We start from the raw sequence: 15,675 nt of genomic DNA, 5'->3' as shown, positions 1-15,675 counted from the left end.
GACCAGTTCATTAATTTCTCATTAAAGCTAAACCGCATGTTTTTTCAGCAATTCATAATTAAGCTTGTGACCTAAACCCGGCGTATCCGGCACGCCGATATATCCATCTTCAAAATGCTCTGACGGCGACAACAGATCTGCCCGCCATGGAACTTCTCCATAAGCATATTCGAGAATAGAAAAATTTGGTATTGCAGCACAAACCTGAACGCTGGCGGCGGTAGATACCGGACCGCTCGGATTGTGCGGGGAAACTTTGATATCACCGGCTGTCTCCGCATGCGCGGCAATAAAGCGCAATTCCTGAATTCCACCACAATGTTTCACATCGGGCATAATGATATCAAGCGCTCTTTGTGAAATAATTTTGTTATAACCTTCCCGGCCAATAATGGATTCGCCACCGGCAGAGCCTTGTTTTATTGCCTCGGTTATAGCTTTGGTTTCATCAGTATATTTTTCAGGATCAATGGCTTCTTCATACCAGTATAAATCCGAACTTTCCAGACGTTTTGCCGTCGAAATTGCGAGCTCCTTATTTAAATGACTATGCACATCAATCAGTAAATCAACATCTTTTCCAATAGTTTTCCGAACCGCTTCAATGCAGGAAACAGCATAATCAATATCATCTTCAATTTGTTTTGGATTGGAAGTGGCTAATGGTTTCATGTCATCAAACGGAGCAAGTTTCACAGCTTTAAAACCACTTTTAAGCGCATCCTCAGCATTTTTCTGAAATGCCGGAATCAGCCTTCTGCCATTCGCGTCGCGCTCGTTTGTTGCTCTGTTTATATTGGCATAAACTTTCAGCTTATCCCGAAGTTTTCCTCCCAGTAAGTCATAAACCGGAATTCCCAATGCTTTTCCATTGAGATCCCACAAAGCATGTTCGATGGCACTGAAAGCGGTAACGGCAGTTTTTCCTTTTGCATTGGACTTTTGTAACCCGCGCTGCCTGAATTGTTCCACCTGAAATGGTGATTCACCTCTTACCAGCTCGAACAGGATTTTGATTTCTTCCAGCAGTTTTGCATCACCGTCTTTCAAGGTAAATCCATGTGAAGCTTCACCAAGACCGCTAATTCCTTTATTCGTTTTCAATTCAATAAAATACCAGTTTCCACGTGTGTTAACCTTAACGACATGGACTTGTATATCTGTAATTGTGAGTTTTATTTCTGCTCCGCTAAATTCAGGAATAAGTGCTAATGGAATTAATCCGGTAGTTCTTAAAAAATTTCTTCTTTCCATTTTGAGGTTACACAGAGGTTGACAGAGTTAAAAAGAGGAACACAGAGTTTTTATTTCTCTGTGTTCCTCTTAATTTAAACTCCTTTACTCTGCGTTTAAAAAATTACAGCGTTTGACCAGCTAAGGCTTTTTCGATTTCTTTTTTAGGGGTTACTCCTGTTTTCTTCCAGATAACTTCGTTGTTTTTGTATAAAACCAAAGTCGGAAGTGAAACTACACCAAGCTCTTTAACCAGATCCTTGTTTTCGTAAGCCTCAATTTTTATTACTTTAAGGCTGCTTGCCTGTTCATTTTTAATTGAATCCACTATGGGTGCAAGTTTCTTGCAAGATCCGCAGTAACGTGATCCGAAATCAACCAATACCAGTTTATCGCTTTTTAGTGAAGCTGTGTATTCTTCACGATTTAATCCTTTGCCAACTGTTGAGATAACAGGTTTTCCTAAACCTATCCATTTGCTTAAACCGCCCGGGATTTCTGTTACATCTTTAAACCCGATGCCTCTTAAATCTTTGGCCAAAACACTGCTTCGACCATTTCCGATTGAATAAATAAATACTGGTTTATCCTTATTCAATTTCGCACTTTCCTTATCAAAATCGGCTTTGTTCGCAATATTAAAGCTAACGGCGCCTTCCAAATGATTTTGTTGATATTCTTCCGGCAAACGTGCATCAAGAATCTGGGCATCCTTTCCGGCGGCTTTCAGTTTCGCCTCAAACTGCTCGAAAGTCAGAAGATCTTTTCTTGGTTGGGTTTGGGCGAAGGCAACGGTTTGTAGTAAAAGCGCAAGAAGTGCAAGCGATAATAGTCTAAGTTTTTTCATTTTTAATGATCGTTAAAGTTGCTTTATGATGTTAAGATGATCCAACGCGACGCAATAGAGAAAGCGGTAAATGAAACATGCGAAAACTAAATTTCCGGAACCGAAAACTTAACCTAAGCCTGTTAAAAAATTGAGAATACCACCACCATAATTGCAGAAATTTTTAAAAAATAATCCGCTACACATACTCTTTTGCGTAACTTGTTATAAATACATCTGAGCCGGTGGTTAGCTGAATTCAGATATAGTCTATTAAATATATAGACAAAGGAAGGAAAATATTATAATAAAGCAAACAGAGCAGTGAAATTATGTTTTATGACATAAATCAATTTTAATCTAAAACATTAATAATGAACACATTAAACAGAAAAAATTTATAGAATCGGGCTGACTTATCTTTATTAATCCAACCCGATTCTATAAATTTTATTTAGTATTATGATATTAAGATGTTGTTATTTCTTGCCAAACCTGGTAACAAAATCCTTAGCCGCTCTGGAATCGTAGTCCATCATACCGGGGACTTCCTTAACCAGTGTTTTTGCACTTTCTAGCGCCGGTGCTGCGTCGGGACCGATGTTACTTAAAGCATTGAGCGCCTGAACGCGAGCTTGTATATTTTTTACCGTTAACGCTTCGGTTAAGGTTTTAATCGACAAATCTTTTTCTCCGATGTAATACAAAGCTTCCGCCGCAGCAATCCTTACAGCAGCTTCGGAATCTTTTGTTGACTTGATCAATGCATCCTTTCCAGTTTTTGCTTTTAAAATAATAAGTCCCGTAGCTGCCCAGTATCGCACCGAAGGATCCGGATCAGATAATCTTTTGATCAGGTCATTGGTGTAAACCGGTTTGCGGGAAGAAGCCCAATCGGCCGTTTCCAGAATATGTTTAAGATTATATTTTCCGCTTTTAGCATAATCCCGTAAAGGCGTCGTGGCAGCGATTTCGGACAAAATGGCCTCGGGAATAAAACCTACATCTTCCGTTTTTATCAGCCAGTCCTCATTTGCTTTTCTTAATCGGGCCAAATCTTTTGCATATTTCGGATCGTCAACCAGGTTTTTTATGTTATGCGGGTCTGCTTCTATATCAAATAATTCCTCAGCCGGTTTTTCCTGCCAGAATTTGGACTGGACAGCATTCAGCTTTCCGGCTTTGTATTCATCTTCCCAGGATTTCACAGAAGGTGCGCGCCATAAATATTCGAGATACTGTCCGTAAATCTTGTGCGGCAAGTAATTGCGGATGTATCTGAATTTTTTGTCACGCACCGCCCTTGAAAGATCGATTCGCTCATCCATACGTCCACGAAAACCGTAGGCATACTGATGTTCTGCTTTCTGCTGCGTTCCCAAAAATGCTTCTCCCTGCATGTAATCAGGAATTTTTATTCCAACCAGACTCAAAATCGTTGGAGCAAAATCAAGGAAAGTAACCAGACGATCCGTTTTTGTACCAGGCACAACAGAAGCCAGTTTTTCATATTTTTTGGGCAAATGAATAATCAAAGGCACGTGCAAACCAGATTCATACATAAACCTTTTACTTCTTGCAAGAACTCCGCCATTATCACCATAATAAAAAACGATGGTGTTTTCTGCCAATCCGGCTTCTTTCAATTCACTTAAAAGTTTGCCAAACTGACCATCCATCGTTTCAATTTTGTCATAATACTGCGCCCAGTCATGTTTCATTTCCGGCGTATGCGGATGATATGGCGGAAGCGGCACTTTTTCAGGATCATGTTTAAGTTTTGGAAGCGGCTCGAATAATGAACTTTCATGCGTAGTATTCAAATTGAAAACGGCAAAAAATGGCTGGCCTTCTTTACGGTTTTTATATGTTGCCTTGTCACTGGATTCGTCCCAGGCTTCGAGCTGATCGGTTGTATTGTAATCCTTTTTGGAATTATTGGTCGTGTAATAACCTGCCTCCCGCAAATATCTTGGAAAGAATTTTACATAAGATGGGACCGGATAAGTACTACGCATATGCTCGGTTCCAAGCGACGGCGGATACATACCTGTGATCAATGTATTGCGTGAAGGCGCGCAAACGGGTGCTGTTGAAAAAGCATTTTTATAAAGAATACTTTCTTTTGCAAAAGCATCCAGATTCGGCGTCGTGGAAAACTGGTCACCATAAGCACCGATCATCGGAATATTATCTTCGCTGACAATCCAGAGAATATTCGGCTTATCTTGCTGGGTTTGTGCTTTGGTTGAAAAAACACAAAATATGAGACTGACCGATAAAATTATTTTTTTCATGTTGAGGCTTTTTTGACAGTAAGCATCTGTTGGTGAATATATTGTAAATTTTGCTTTGGCTAAATCCGGAAAGTCTGTTGATATTAAACCCAGGGTTTCAACCCTGGGTTTGTATTTTTGAATTTAGGTTAATTAAGATGGGTTTGGTTGGAAAAGACGTTTGTGAAAAACAGATTTGATTATCCATTCTTGACCTATGCGTTTCCGTCCTCCTCACTTTCTCCGAAATACAGCATGTATACTCATCATTTATTATATCGAGATAAACGCATCATTTTCAAATGCCGATCCAAATAGTAGTTATTTCAAAAAAGCTGCTTCCTTTTTTGCTTTATCATAATCATAAAACCATTTAAAATTCTGGTCATATGGCTCAGCATGGACGCGCTTAAACCAAACGTTATATTTTGCGGTCAAATCTTTTACCACATCAGGATATTTGGCAGCAAGATCAACAAGTTCTGTTCTGTCTTTTTCAATATCATACAATTGCCATTGTTCCGGACGTTCTGCTACCAGTTTCCATTTCCCGTCACGAATGGCGCGGTTGCCCTCATGTTCCCAGAAAATCGGGTTTTTCCGGTTGATTGATTTACCCGATAATAACGGTTTTAAACTTGTACCTTCCAATGGCTGAATGGTATTTCCGTGGTAAGTCACCGGATATTTTGCGTCACCCAAATCTACGAGTGTCGCCATAATATCGGTGATATGAGCAGGTTGTTTTTCAAACTTTCCATTGCGACTTGCAGGAATTCCGGCAGGCCAGGAAATGATTCCGGGAGAAGAAATCCCGCCTTCATGCGTATGATGCTTGTATGCCCAGAAAGGTGTACAAGCTGCTTCCGCCCAACCTTGTCCAATGAATACCGCTGATTCAGCCGAACCTGGTTTTTCACCTTCAAATTTCCCTTCAATACCGGGCTCAGCATTTCCACCATTGTCGGAAACGAACATAATAACCGTATCATCAAAAACACCTCTTTTTTTCAAACCGGCTACAAGATCGCCCACACTTTTATCAAGACGATAAATTACAGCGGCATAAATCGCCATCATATGGTCGTATTTTTCTTTATCAGCCTGGCTCAAAGTTTCCCATTTTGGAATATTCGGATTTGCTGGCGGCAATTTCCATGAAGGATCGATCAGGCCCAATTTGATCTGTTTTTCATATCTTTCCTGGCGCAGCTTTTCATAACCTTTCAGATATTTACCTTTGAATTTATCAATATCCTCCTGTGGTGCCTGTAATGGAAAATGCGGTGCGTTATGGGCCAGATATAACAAAAATGGCTTTTTAGCAGCAATTCCTTCATCGATAAAACGAAGTCCAAAATCTGTCCATAAGTCTGTTGTGTACCATTCTTTCGGAAGTTTTTCTGAATTATTGGCAAGCTCTTCTCCGTCAAGGAAAAGTTTCGCGCCTTTTCCTGCTCCATAGTAAAATCCACCTGCCGGAGCATTTAAAGATCTGTCGAAACCACGTTTCCAGGGCACAGTTCCGTGAGGTTGTCCAACGTGCCATTTGCCGGTCATCGCTGTAAAATATCCGGCATCTTTCATCACCTCAGCAATCGTTACGCTGTTATTATTAATCTGGGCGCGATATGCAGGATGGTCAACTCCTTTGTCTTCCATCATATGCCCAATACCAGCTTGGTGACTGTAAATTCCTGTAAGCAGCGCTGCACGCGTCGGGCAGCAGCGGGCGCCGTTGTAAAAACTGGTCAAGCGTAAACCATTTTGAGCCAGATTGTCCAGATTTGGCGTTGGAATTTCACCGCCATAACAACCCAAATCTGAATAGCCCATATCATCGGCAAGAATGACGATAATATTCGGCTTTTTCTGGGCAAAACTTCTATTTTGAAAGCAAAGAAAAAGGATCAGCGCAAAAACTGATTTGATGTTTTTTTGCATGTCTATGGGTTTATGATTTGAAAAAAATACTAGAAAAGTTATTCAGCAAAGCTCGAACGAAGTTTTACTCCCCAGCGACCTTCTTCTTTTGTCAAAACATACAGTGATTCGTAGGAGGCAATTTTACTTCCGTCTTTTTTGAATCTTGTAAATTTTGTGTCCACATGAACCTTGGTGTCTGAAGCCTGAATGATATTCCGGTGATCCCATTTGCTGTAATCCCAGCCAGCCTTGATCAATGGACCAAAAACAGCGGCGGAATCACGCAAACCTGCTTTTTCAAGGACATTCATTTTACCACTTGCCAACCGGTAATGTGGAAACTGATAGGTTCCCTCCCAGCCTTTCAAATCTTTCGCGCTGAAAGTTTTTATATAATCATCCAGTACTTTATTTATTTCTGCTTTTTCCTTTTCCGGCAATGTATGCGTACCATCTTTTTGAGCAAATGCATTCATCGTCATGAAAGCAAGAAAAACGAAAATGTAATATGTCTTTTTGATCATTTTAAGAATGTTTAAGTCGATAAACCATGGAGATATTATTTCAGATTTGCTGCCTGACCAGGATTATATTCAATCACCACTTTGTTAATTTTACCTGTAAAGGCAAACGGAACTTTATAAGTATCCGCAACTGGTGTCAGGTCATCAATTCCTACGTTGATCCCTTCATGCAGATAAACGGCTCCCGTGGTTTTCTCGATTTTCGACTCTCCTATTTTGTTGTTATTGGCAAATAGACTTACAACTCCGGAGCCAGCCTGATCATATTTGACATCGGCGCGAAGCTGAACTTTCCCTGTCGGCAATGTGGCTTTTTCGGAAGTAATCACATATTTTGTTCCGTCTCCAACGGCGTACACAAGATTCAGTTTCTGGTTTTGCACAAAGAAACTTAAACCGCCTTCAAAGCCCCCGCGAGATAGCAAAACACCTTCGGTTTCTACTCCCGGCAATTCCACGTCGGCAATAATACTGAATGATTTTTTGATGGCAAATGGTCCGCCAACGTCCACAATGGTAGATTGTCCCGGATATAAAATCACGCGGTCGGCATCCTTGTAAGCTGTCGGTAATACGAATGGCTCGGTACCGTCTTTGAGCGGGAAAACATTATATTTTGTAGCTTCTGAATCAAACAAAGCACGAAGTTCTTTTAGTTTGGCCGGATTTTGAGCGGCTACATCGTTGATTTCGTTAAAATCTTCTTTTACGTTATACAGCTCCCAGATATCTTCACTGAATTCTGTTCCTTTTTTATGTAGAGAACCTGCTTTCCAGCCGTCCTTATAAATGGAACGTGAACCGCGGATTTCGTAATACTGAACCAAGTGACGGTCTTTTGCCGATGCGTCATTCAAGCTGTAAGCCAGACTTGTGCCTTCAAAGGGTTCCTGTTTATAGCCGTTAATTGTTTCGGGAACTTTGGCATTGATCAGTTCCAGAGTTGTTGGCAAAATATCACTGACATGACCATATTGATTCCGAATTCCTCCCTTCTCCTTGATTCCTTTTGGGTAAAAAACGATAAGCGGATTGTGCGTTCCTCCTTCTGAATTTGCATCTGATTTCCAGTGACGGAAAGGTACATTGGTAGCAGCTGCCCAGCCAAGCGGATAATTCACTTTCGAAAATTCCGAGCCGATCAGGTCGATGTTTTCAATATTCTTTTTCAGGCGTTCGTCTTCTGTGATGCCGGTTCCATAATTGTTAACGGTCCCCACAAAAGTCCCTTCCTTACTCGCACCATTATCGCCGACAGAAACAAAAACCAATGTATTTTCAAGCTGACCGGATTCTTTTAAATGGTTTATTACACGGCCGATTTCATGATCCGTATATTCAAGAAATCCTGCATAATTTTCCATGAAACGGGCGTAAAGTTTTTTCTCTCCGGCAGATAAGGTATTCCAATCCTTAACGCCCGGGTTTCTTGGGGGAATTTTTGCGTTTTTCGGAACAACACCCAACCGGATCTGATTTGCTAAAACTTTTTCACGGTAAGCGTCCCAGCCATCATCAAATTTACCTTTGTATTTATCAGACCATTCTTTGGCAACCTGGTGTGGTGCATGACCAGCGCCGGTTGCTATATACAAAAAGAACGGTTTTTCAGAACCTCCGGAACCTTGTCCGGAAACATAACTAATCGCCTTATCAGCAATCAATTCGTTAAAATGTTTTCCATCCTGCTGATCTTTTATCCGATGAATTCCTTCCCACATTTCAGGATGCCACTGATCAATACTGCCACGTGACGGAAAACCGTAAAACTGTTCAAAACCTCTTCCGGTTGGCCAGCGGTTAAACGGACCGGCAGGAGTCAGATCAACGAGCGGTGTGATATGCCATTTACCCAAAGCAAAAGTGTTGTAGCCATTTTCTTTCAGGATTTCGGCAACCGTTGCTTTTTCAAAAGGCATTTGAGAATCATAACCCGGCGTTCCGATAGCAGTTTCAGGGAAAAGCCCCATGTGTACCGAATGAGAATTCCGGCCAGTAAGCAAAGAGGCACGGGTTGGCGCACAAATAGCAGTTGTATGGAAATTAGTATAACGTAAACCATTGTTAGCCAGACTATCCAGGTTTGGCATATTGATCAAACCACCGAAAGTACTGATAGCGCCATAACCAACATCGTCCAGCAAAATCCAGACAACATTTGGAGCGCCCTTAGCCGCTTTTTTACGTTCCGGCCAGGACTCTGTTGTTTCTTTTACGGTTTTGCCAATTTTTCCTTTGTATGGTTGCGCAGGTGTATACTGCGCATTAACCAGTTGGCCGGCCCCCATCCAGGCCATGGCCGCAAGTGCCAGCGTTTTAACGGGGAAGGATAAATTTTTCATACAAGATATTATTTAAAGTTTCCGGTAAGCGTTTATTTCAATAAATCATTTGATCGTATTCCAATCGACAACGCCGACTTTCTCAGCCCATTGAAGAAATTCTTTTTCCAGTTCCTTCACTTTTCCCGGTTGTTGTGCGGCAACATTATTTGTTTCAGACCTGTCTGATTTCAAATTGTAAAGTTCCCAGGGCTGGTTAATTTCAGCCACCAGTTTCCAGTCACCTTTTCGGATCGCGCGACTTCCTTCATGCTCCCAGAAAAGCGCCTGATGTTCCGGTGCGGATTGATTTTTAAAAACATTCAAAAGACTTTTTCCTTCCAGGGGCGTCAGGCTTTTGGAGCCGAAATCGTTGGGATATGGAACTCCGGCCAGATCCAGACAAGTCGGCATGACATCAATAACGTGACCGACATGATCACTCACCGTTCCTGCTTTTATCAGGCCGGGATACCATGCAATAAACGGCGTGGCGATTCCTCCTTCATGTGTACTCTTTTTGAATAATTTGAAGGGCGTATTACTGACATTTCCCCAAGGCGGATAATAACTATCAATAGAATTAACTGTACCCTGAGCGCCATTTTTCTGTGTGACATAATTCCAGTCTTTCACCGTATCACCACTTCCGCCGTTATCAGAAACGAAAAGAATTATTGTGTTTTTATCCTTTTTTAGTTCTTTAAGTTTTGTGAGAATATTTCCGATTTCATGATCCATCCGGTCAATCATGGCGGCGTAAATCGCCATGCGCATATCCCAAAAATCCTGTTCGGGAGAAGTTAATTTTTCCCAATCCGGAACCTGGTCATACTTTTCTGAAAGCTGCCAGTCGTTTTTAATAATTCCAAGTTGCTTTTCTTTTCGATAGCGTTCAGTTCTTAATTTTTCCCAACCTTTGAGATATTTTCCTTTATATTTTGCGATATCTTCCGGCAATGCCTGGATTGGCCAGTGCGGTGCGTTATAGGTCAGATACAAGAAAAAAGGATTGGGATCCGATTTAATTTCATCCAGTGATTTGATAGCAAAATCGGTTATCGCCTGGGTCAGATATCTGGAAGTATCCTGTCTTTCAATAGGTTTCCCGTTTAAAAGAAAAGTCACTTTTCTTCCATCGTTGTAAATTGGCTCAGAGTTGAAATAACTGCTTCCGTTATTTTGCATCGTAAAAGATTTATCAAAACCACGGTTGTGCGCCAAAGCAGATGGCACAAGTCCCACATGCCATTTTCCGGATACAATCGTATTATAACCCACCGTTTTCAAAAGCTGGGCAATGGTAACGCTATGTTCGCTTAAAAAACCCTGATAAGCCGGCGATCCTTTATCCTGCACCATATCGCCAACACCAGCCTGATGCGGATAAAGTCCCGTGAGCAGCGCAGCGCGCGAAGGGCAGCACCTTCCGCTGTTATAAAATTGTGTTATTTTCAAACCTTCCTTTGCCAGCTTATCCAGATTAGGTGTATTGATTTCCGAGCCAAAACTACCCAGGTCCGAAAACCCCATATCGTCGGCAAGAATGACGACGATATTCGGCTTTTCATTTTTTTGCTGTGCATGTAGATTTGTTGATACAGCAAGCGCGAAAAAACAGTATTGAAAAATCCTTCTGACGATATTAAATCTAACGGGTGGTTGCAACATCTGATTATTATTATTTTAAGAAAACAAATGCCCAGATCCTGTGAGGGAAAAGGGCATTTATATTCATTACTGATTTTTTATTGCCAAAGCGTATTTTGCTTTAACAGCGGATTATTGTCAAGTTCTGTTTGTGGAATCGGGTATAGATAATGTTTTGGCGCCACATTATTTTTCCCAACTTTCTGCAAACTTTTGATTAAAATTCCATTTCCGCTGGCATCTTTTTCACGGATCAGATCAAACCATCTCTGGTATTCGTAAACGAGTTCCAGTCTGCGTTCAAAGTATACGGAATCACGGAACTGATCTTTTGTTAAACCTTGGGTTAAATTAGCCAAGCCGGCCCTTGTTCTTACACGGTTGATTGATTTGTACGCTTTGGTAGTCGGGCCGTTCACTTCATTTTCTGCTTCCGCGTGGATCAAAAGCAGTTCAGCATACCGAATAATTGGCACGTTTGCTTCTGAGTTCGTGGTTACCGCCTGATTGTTAGGATCCCACCATTTATTCCAGAACGGTGTAGAGTCATTTGGTACTGCTGTATTTACGATCGGCAATGCATATTTTCTTCCGTTGGTCGGACTGGTGAAACTTCTTACGAAAGTGACGTTTCTTCTTTTATCCGTTGGTTTGAAAAGTTTGTAGATACTGAAAAACTTGTCGTTTCCTTCCGTATAAAAACGTACCATGTGCGCGTAATTTCCCGTAAGTCCAGGAATCGCCGAGTAAATTGCACGTGAGGTTTCACTGTTACCCTGGCTGTATGAATTCGCTTTCATCTGGGCAGAGAAAATATGCTCTACGCCATTTTTATAAGCCGGAAGGAAAACGCGGGAATAGTCACTAACCAGGTCATAACCGTAAGTTCCTGTTCCACCATCAGCCGAAGAAAGTGCTTCTTCCGCTTTGGAAATCGCTTTTGCATAATTTTCAGTCAGCTTTAAAGGAAGTGAAGCTTTGATCAAATAAACTTTTGCTAAAAGAGATTTTGCTGCACCAGCCGTAGCTCTTCCCACATCCGGAGAACTGTATGAAGCTGGCAAAACTGCTGCTGCTTCGGTCAGATCTTTTTCAATTTGCGCATAAACATCGGCCGAAGGACTTTTTGCAATCGCATAATCCGCAGCCGAAACATAGTTTGTGTACTCTGTTACCAACGGCACATCACCATACAAACGCACCAGGTTGAAATAAAACAGCGCTCTTAAAAATTTAGCTTCTGCTAAAATTCTGTCTTTGTTTGCCGGGATACTGAAAGTAATATCCGGAATCTTATTCAATACCACATTCGCTTTACGGATGGCCGCATAATGCTGCTGCCAAAGTTCGTAAACACGCAGGTTGCTGGATGAATGTGCTAATACTGCAAGTGAACGTACGTCTGGATTTGTTGCTCCCGGTCCCGGATCCTCGTCATCACCAGCCATGTTCATACCAGTGTTGAAAAGCGTATTGTAAGGCGTCTGGATTTTTCCTGAATTCAGGAAGAAATATACTGCGTTAATCGCTGTAATCGCATCCGATTCTGTTTTGTAATACTGATCCTCTGAAATAATGGATTCAGGTTTTTCGGTCAGAAAGTCGTTGCAGGAAGCAATAAATAAAGAGCTCACTGCCAGCAAAATATATTGATACTTTTTCATTTGAAATGCTCAGTTATAATTTTGATATCAGAATGTCAGCGACAAACCAACCTGATAAGATTTATTGTTTGGATACACACTGTCGTCCACACCTTTGTTGATCAGGCTTTGTCCGTTAGAACTTACCTCCGGATCAAAACCTGTGTACTTGGTCCAGGTAATCGCGTTTTGCGCAGATACATAAATTCTTAACGCCTGAATTTTGATTTTCGAAAGCACAGCTTTTGGAATTGAGTATCCGAAAGAAATGTTTTTCAAACGGTAATAAGTGGCGTCTTCGATAAAGCGGTCAGAGATATAAATGGCAGGATCCTGGTATGCTTCCTTTACGTCGGTGTTTGTGTTGGTTGATGTGTAACGATCCAAAAGTACTCTTGAAGCGTTGGTATAACCCGTTCCCAATTCAAGGTTTGCACGGTTTACGTTATACAATTTTCCACCCACAGAAGTCTGAAAGAAAACAGCCAAATCAAAACCTCTGTAACTAAAAGTGTTGGTCAAACCTGCTGTAAATTTGATCTGGTTATCGATCACCGCTCTGTCGCCAGCCTGCGTGATCAGCCCGTCACCGTCAAGGTCTTTATATTGCTGTCCTCCTGCCCCTTTGTTTGATTGTGGTGTCAATGGCGTCTGTCCTTCCTTGATTACACCATCTGTTTTGTAAACAATGAATGATCCCAGCGGATGACCCACTTTTGCAATCGAAGGCGCTGAACTCGATGGAATATACTGCGTAACACCATCACCCAGATCAAGAATTTTGTTTGTGTTTCTCGCAAAAATAAATGTCGTATTCCATTTGAAGTCACCAGTTAAATTCTGGGAATTTATCGCCAGTTCTATACCCTGATTGGAAACTGCACCCACATTCTGGTAGATTGTTGAGCCTTGGTTACCATAAAAATCAGATAATCCGGAAGTTCCTGGTACTGTTCTTGTTAGAAGAAGATCGGTTGTTTTTTTATAATAATAATCAGCCGTAATGTTCAAACGATCTTTATACAATCCGATATCCAAACCTGCATCCACCTGGAAGGTTTTTTCCCAGCCAAGATTTTTGTTAAACACAGTACTTGGCGCATAACCGGAAACCGTAGATCCTGAAAAGTTGTAAGGATAATAAGTAAGCTGGGCAAGCGATTGATATGGAGGAATGCTCTGGTTACCAGTTGATCCTGCGCTTAATCTTAATTTAAGCAAACTTACATTTCTTACATTTTTGAAGAATTTTTCATTGGCAATATTCCATCCCAAGGCAGCAGACGGGAAATATCCCCATTTGTTACCCGCTCCAAATTTGGAAGAACCATCCGCACGAAGTGTAAATGTAACCAGATAACGGTCATCAAAAACATAATTGATACGTCCCAAATACGAAGCAAGCGAGAATTCTGAGGCAGAAGACCCAGGCGTTCTGTTGGTAATACCCGTTCCTAAATTGTTGTAAGAAAAAGCATCCGAAGAGAACCCAGCGGCTTCTGCAATAGCACCTTTTGTTTGTGACTGCTGCGCAGTAAAACCGATGACAGCATTGATCCTGTTTTTTTCATTAATCTCTTTGTCATAACTCAACGTATTTTCGTTCAGCCAGTTGGTTGTAAAAACAGAACCTACCAGGGCATCACCATTTAAAGCTGTTCCTTCATAAGTCGAGATCGGCAAGTATCTGTTTTGTTTGTTGTCAACGATATCAGCACCAAATAAAACCTTCGCTTTCAAACCTTCGATGATTGTATACTCGGCAGAAAGATTCCCAAGAAAACGGTTGGTAATGGTCTGGTTAAGTTGATTGTAAAGTGAGTTGATCGGGTTGGCATATACCGTTTCAAAAGGACTGTATTTTACAAAAGTGCCGTTGTCCTGATAAATTGGCAAAGCGGAAGGTGTCAAAACAAGAGCAGAAACCACGCCTGCTGGCGCCACGTTTGCTTTTGTATGGCTGCCTGTAACACTTGAAGTTATTCTCAACTTATCACTGTAATCATGATCGATGTTGAAACGTGCGGATAACCTTTCGAAATCAGTATTTCTTAAAACACCATCCTGTTTCAGATAGTTGGCAGAAATTCCAAGTCTGGTTTTATCACCTCCCGACAAAATCGACAAACTGTGACTTTGCTGTGTCGCTTTTCTAAAAGCAGCTGCCTGCCAGTCTGTACCAGCACCGGTTGTATCCAATTTATAACCTGTCACACTTGGCAAAACCGGAGTTTTTCCAGAGTTAATAGCTGCGTCTTTACGAAGCTGCCACCACTCGCCAGCATTCATTAAAGGAAGCGTTCTTATCACTTCCTGTTTTCCAAAATAGGTTTCGTACGTGATAGAAGATTTCTTTTTCGAACCTCCTTTTGTAGTAATAATAACAACTCCATTGGCTCCTCTTGAACCGTAAATTGCAGTGGCCGAAGCATCTTTCAAAACGTCAATCGATTCAATATCAGCAGTATTCAAAAAAGAAAGCGGGTTAATTTTTGATCCTACTGTTACACCGGCGTCATTTACACCATAATCGTTATTGATCGGGAAACCGTCAATAACGTATAAAGGGTCACTACCGGCAGTTATGGAATTGCTACCGCGGATCTGCACACTCACACCACCGCCAGGCTGACCGGAAGTTTGTGTAACCGTTGCACCAGCGATAGAACCTTGTAAAAGTCTTTCCACTGAAACAACGGGCTGTGATTTTATTTCCTGCGGAACCGATGAAATTGAACCGGTGATGTCTTTTCTTTTCTGCTCACCATATCCAATTACAACTACTTCATTAAGAAGATTGGCCGTTTTCAAAATTACTTCAACAGGCTCAGTCGTAAGTTCATACAGTTCAATTTCCTGGGTTTGAAAACCTGTAACGCTGATCTGTAAAGTAAAAGGAAATGTTTTGGCGGCCGGAATACTGAATTTTCCATCAATATCTGAAATCGCGTTTTTTGATGTTCCTTTTTCAACAATTGTTGCGCCGGGAAGGCCTTGTCCGGTATCGTCTTTCACGACGCCTGTTATCACATCCTGCGCTTTTAGAGCAGTTGTGCTGAAAATTAAAACACCTAATAACCATATCAGGTAGAAGTTTTTCTTAATCATTGCTGTGGTAAATAATAGTAAAATAACAAGTAGAGACTGACCTGGCATATGTATAATCCTGCAATAACAGCTGAACCAACAACTGACTTGCAAGTATATACGCATATACAATTTCTTATAACGGAAATTTTTGAAGGTGGATCGTTAGGGGATTTTTGAAGGTCGAAT

At 41.3% G+C, this 15,675-nt stretch carries 9 protein-coding genes; all 9 read right to left on the bottom strand.

Translation table 11 applies throughout. The annotated features are described in order from the left end of the window. Window positions 1-27 precede the first annotated feature (27 nt). Complete coding sequence (locus IEE83_RS12920) at window positions 28-1,254, bottom strand: mandelate racemase/muconate lactonizing enzyme family protein (RefSeq protein WP_194120976.1); 1,227 nt, start codon at window positions 1,252-1,254, stop codon at window positions 28-30. Window positions 1,255-1,357: 103 nt separating this feature from the next. Continuing rightward, window positions 1,358-2,080: a thioredoxin domain-containing protein gene (locus IEE83_RS12915; RefSeq protein ID WP_194120975.1), complete on the bottom strand. Its 723-nt coding sequence runs from the start codon at window positions 2,078-2,080 to the stop codon at window positions 1,358-1,360. 458 nt (window positions 2,081-2,538) lie between these two features. After that, window positions 2,539-4,356, bottom strand: coding sequence for a sulfatase-like hydrolase/transferase (locus IEE83_RS12910; protein WP_194120974.1), 1,818 nt, complete (start codon window positions 4,354-4,356; stop codon window positions 2,539-2,541). A 300-nt stretch (window positions 4,357-4,656) separates the two neighbouring features. Next, window positions 4,657-6,279, bottom strand: coding sequence for an arylsulfatase (locus IEE83_RS12905; protein WP_194120973.1), 1,623 nt, complete (start codon window positions 6,277-6,279; stop codon window positions 4,657-4,659). Between the two features lie 38 nt (window positions 6,280-6,317). Continuing rightward, window positions 6,318-6,785: a DUF6841 family protein gene (locus IEE83_RS12900; RefSeq protein ID WP_194120972.1), complete on the bottom strand. Its 468-nt coding sequence runs from the start codon at window positions 6,783-6,785 to the stop codon at window positions 6,318-6,320. A gap of 35 nt (window positions 6,786-6,820) precedes the next feature. Continuing rightward, complete coding sequence (locus IEE83_RS12895; RefSeq protein ID WP_194120971.1) at window positions 6,821-9,127, bottom strand: arylsulfatase; 2,307 nt, start codon at window positions 9,125-9,127, stop codon at window positions 6,821-6,823. Between the two features lie 45 nt (window positions 9,128-9,172). Beyond that, complete coding sequence (locus IEE83_RS12890) at window positions 9,173-10,777, bottom strand: arylsulfatase (protein WP_194120970.1); 1,605 nt, start codon at window positions 10,775-10,777, stop codon at window positions 9,173-9,175. A gap of 77 nt (window positions 10,778-10,854) precedes the next feature. Then, complete coding sequence (locus IEE83_RS12885) at window positions 10,855-12,420, bottom strand: RagB/SusD family nutrient uptake outer membrane protein (protein ID WP_194120969.1); 1,566 nt, start codon at window positions 12,418-12,420, stop codon at window positions 10,855-10,857. A 27-nt stretch (window positions 12,421-12,447) separates the two neighbouring features. Continuing rightward, complete coding sequence (locus IEE83_RS12880) at window positions 12,448-15,507, bottom strand: SusC/RagA family TonB-linked outer membrane protein (RefSeq protein ID WP_194120968.1); 3,060 nt, start codon at window positions 15,505-15,507, stop codon at window positions 12,448-12,450. Window positions 15,508-15,675: the final 168 nt, after the last annotated feature.

The organism is Dyadobacter subterraneus, from assembly GCF_015221875.1.
Taxonomy (GTDB): Bacteria; Bacteroidota; Bacteroidia; order Cytophagales; family Spirosomataceae; genus Dyadobacter; species Dyadobacter subterraneus.
This window is presented reverse-complemented; position numbering and strand designations above follow the sequence as displayed.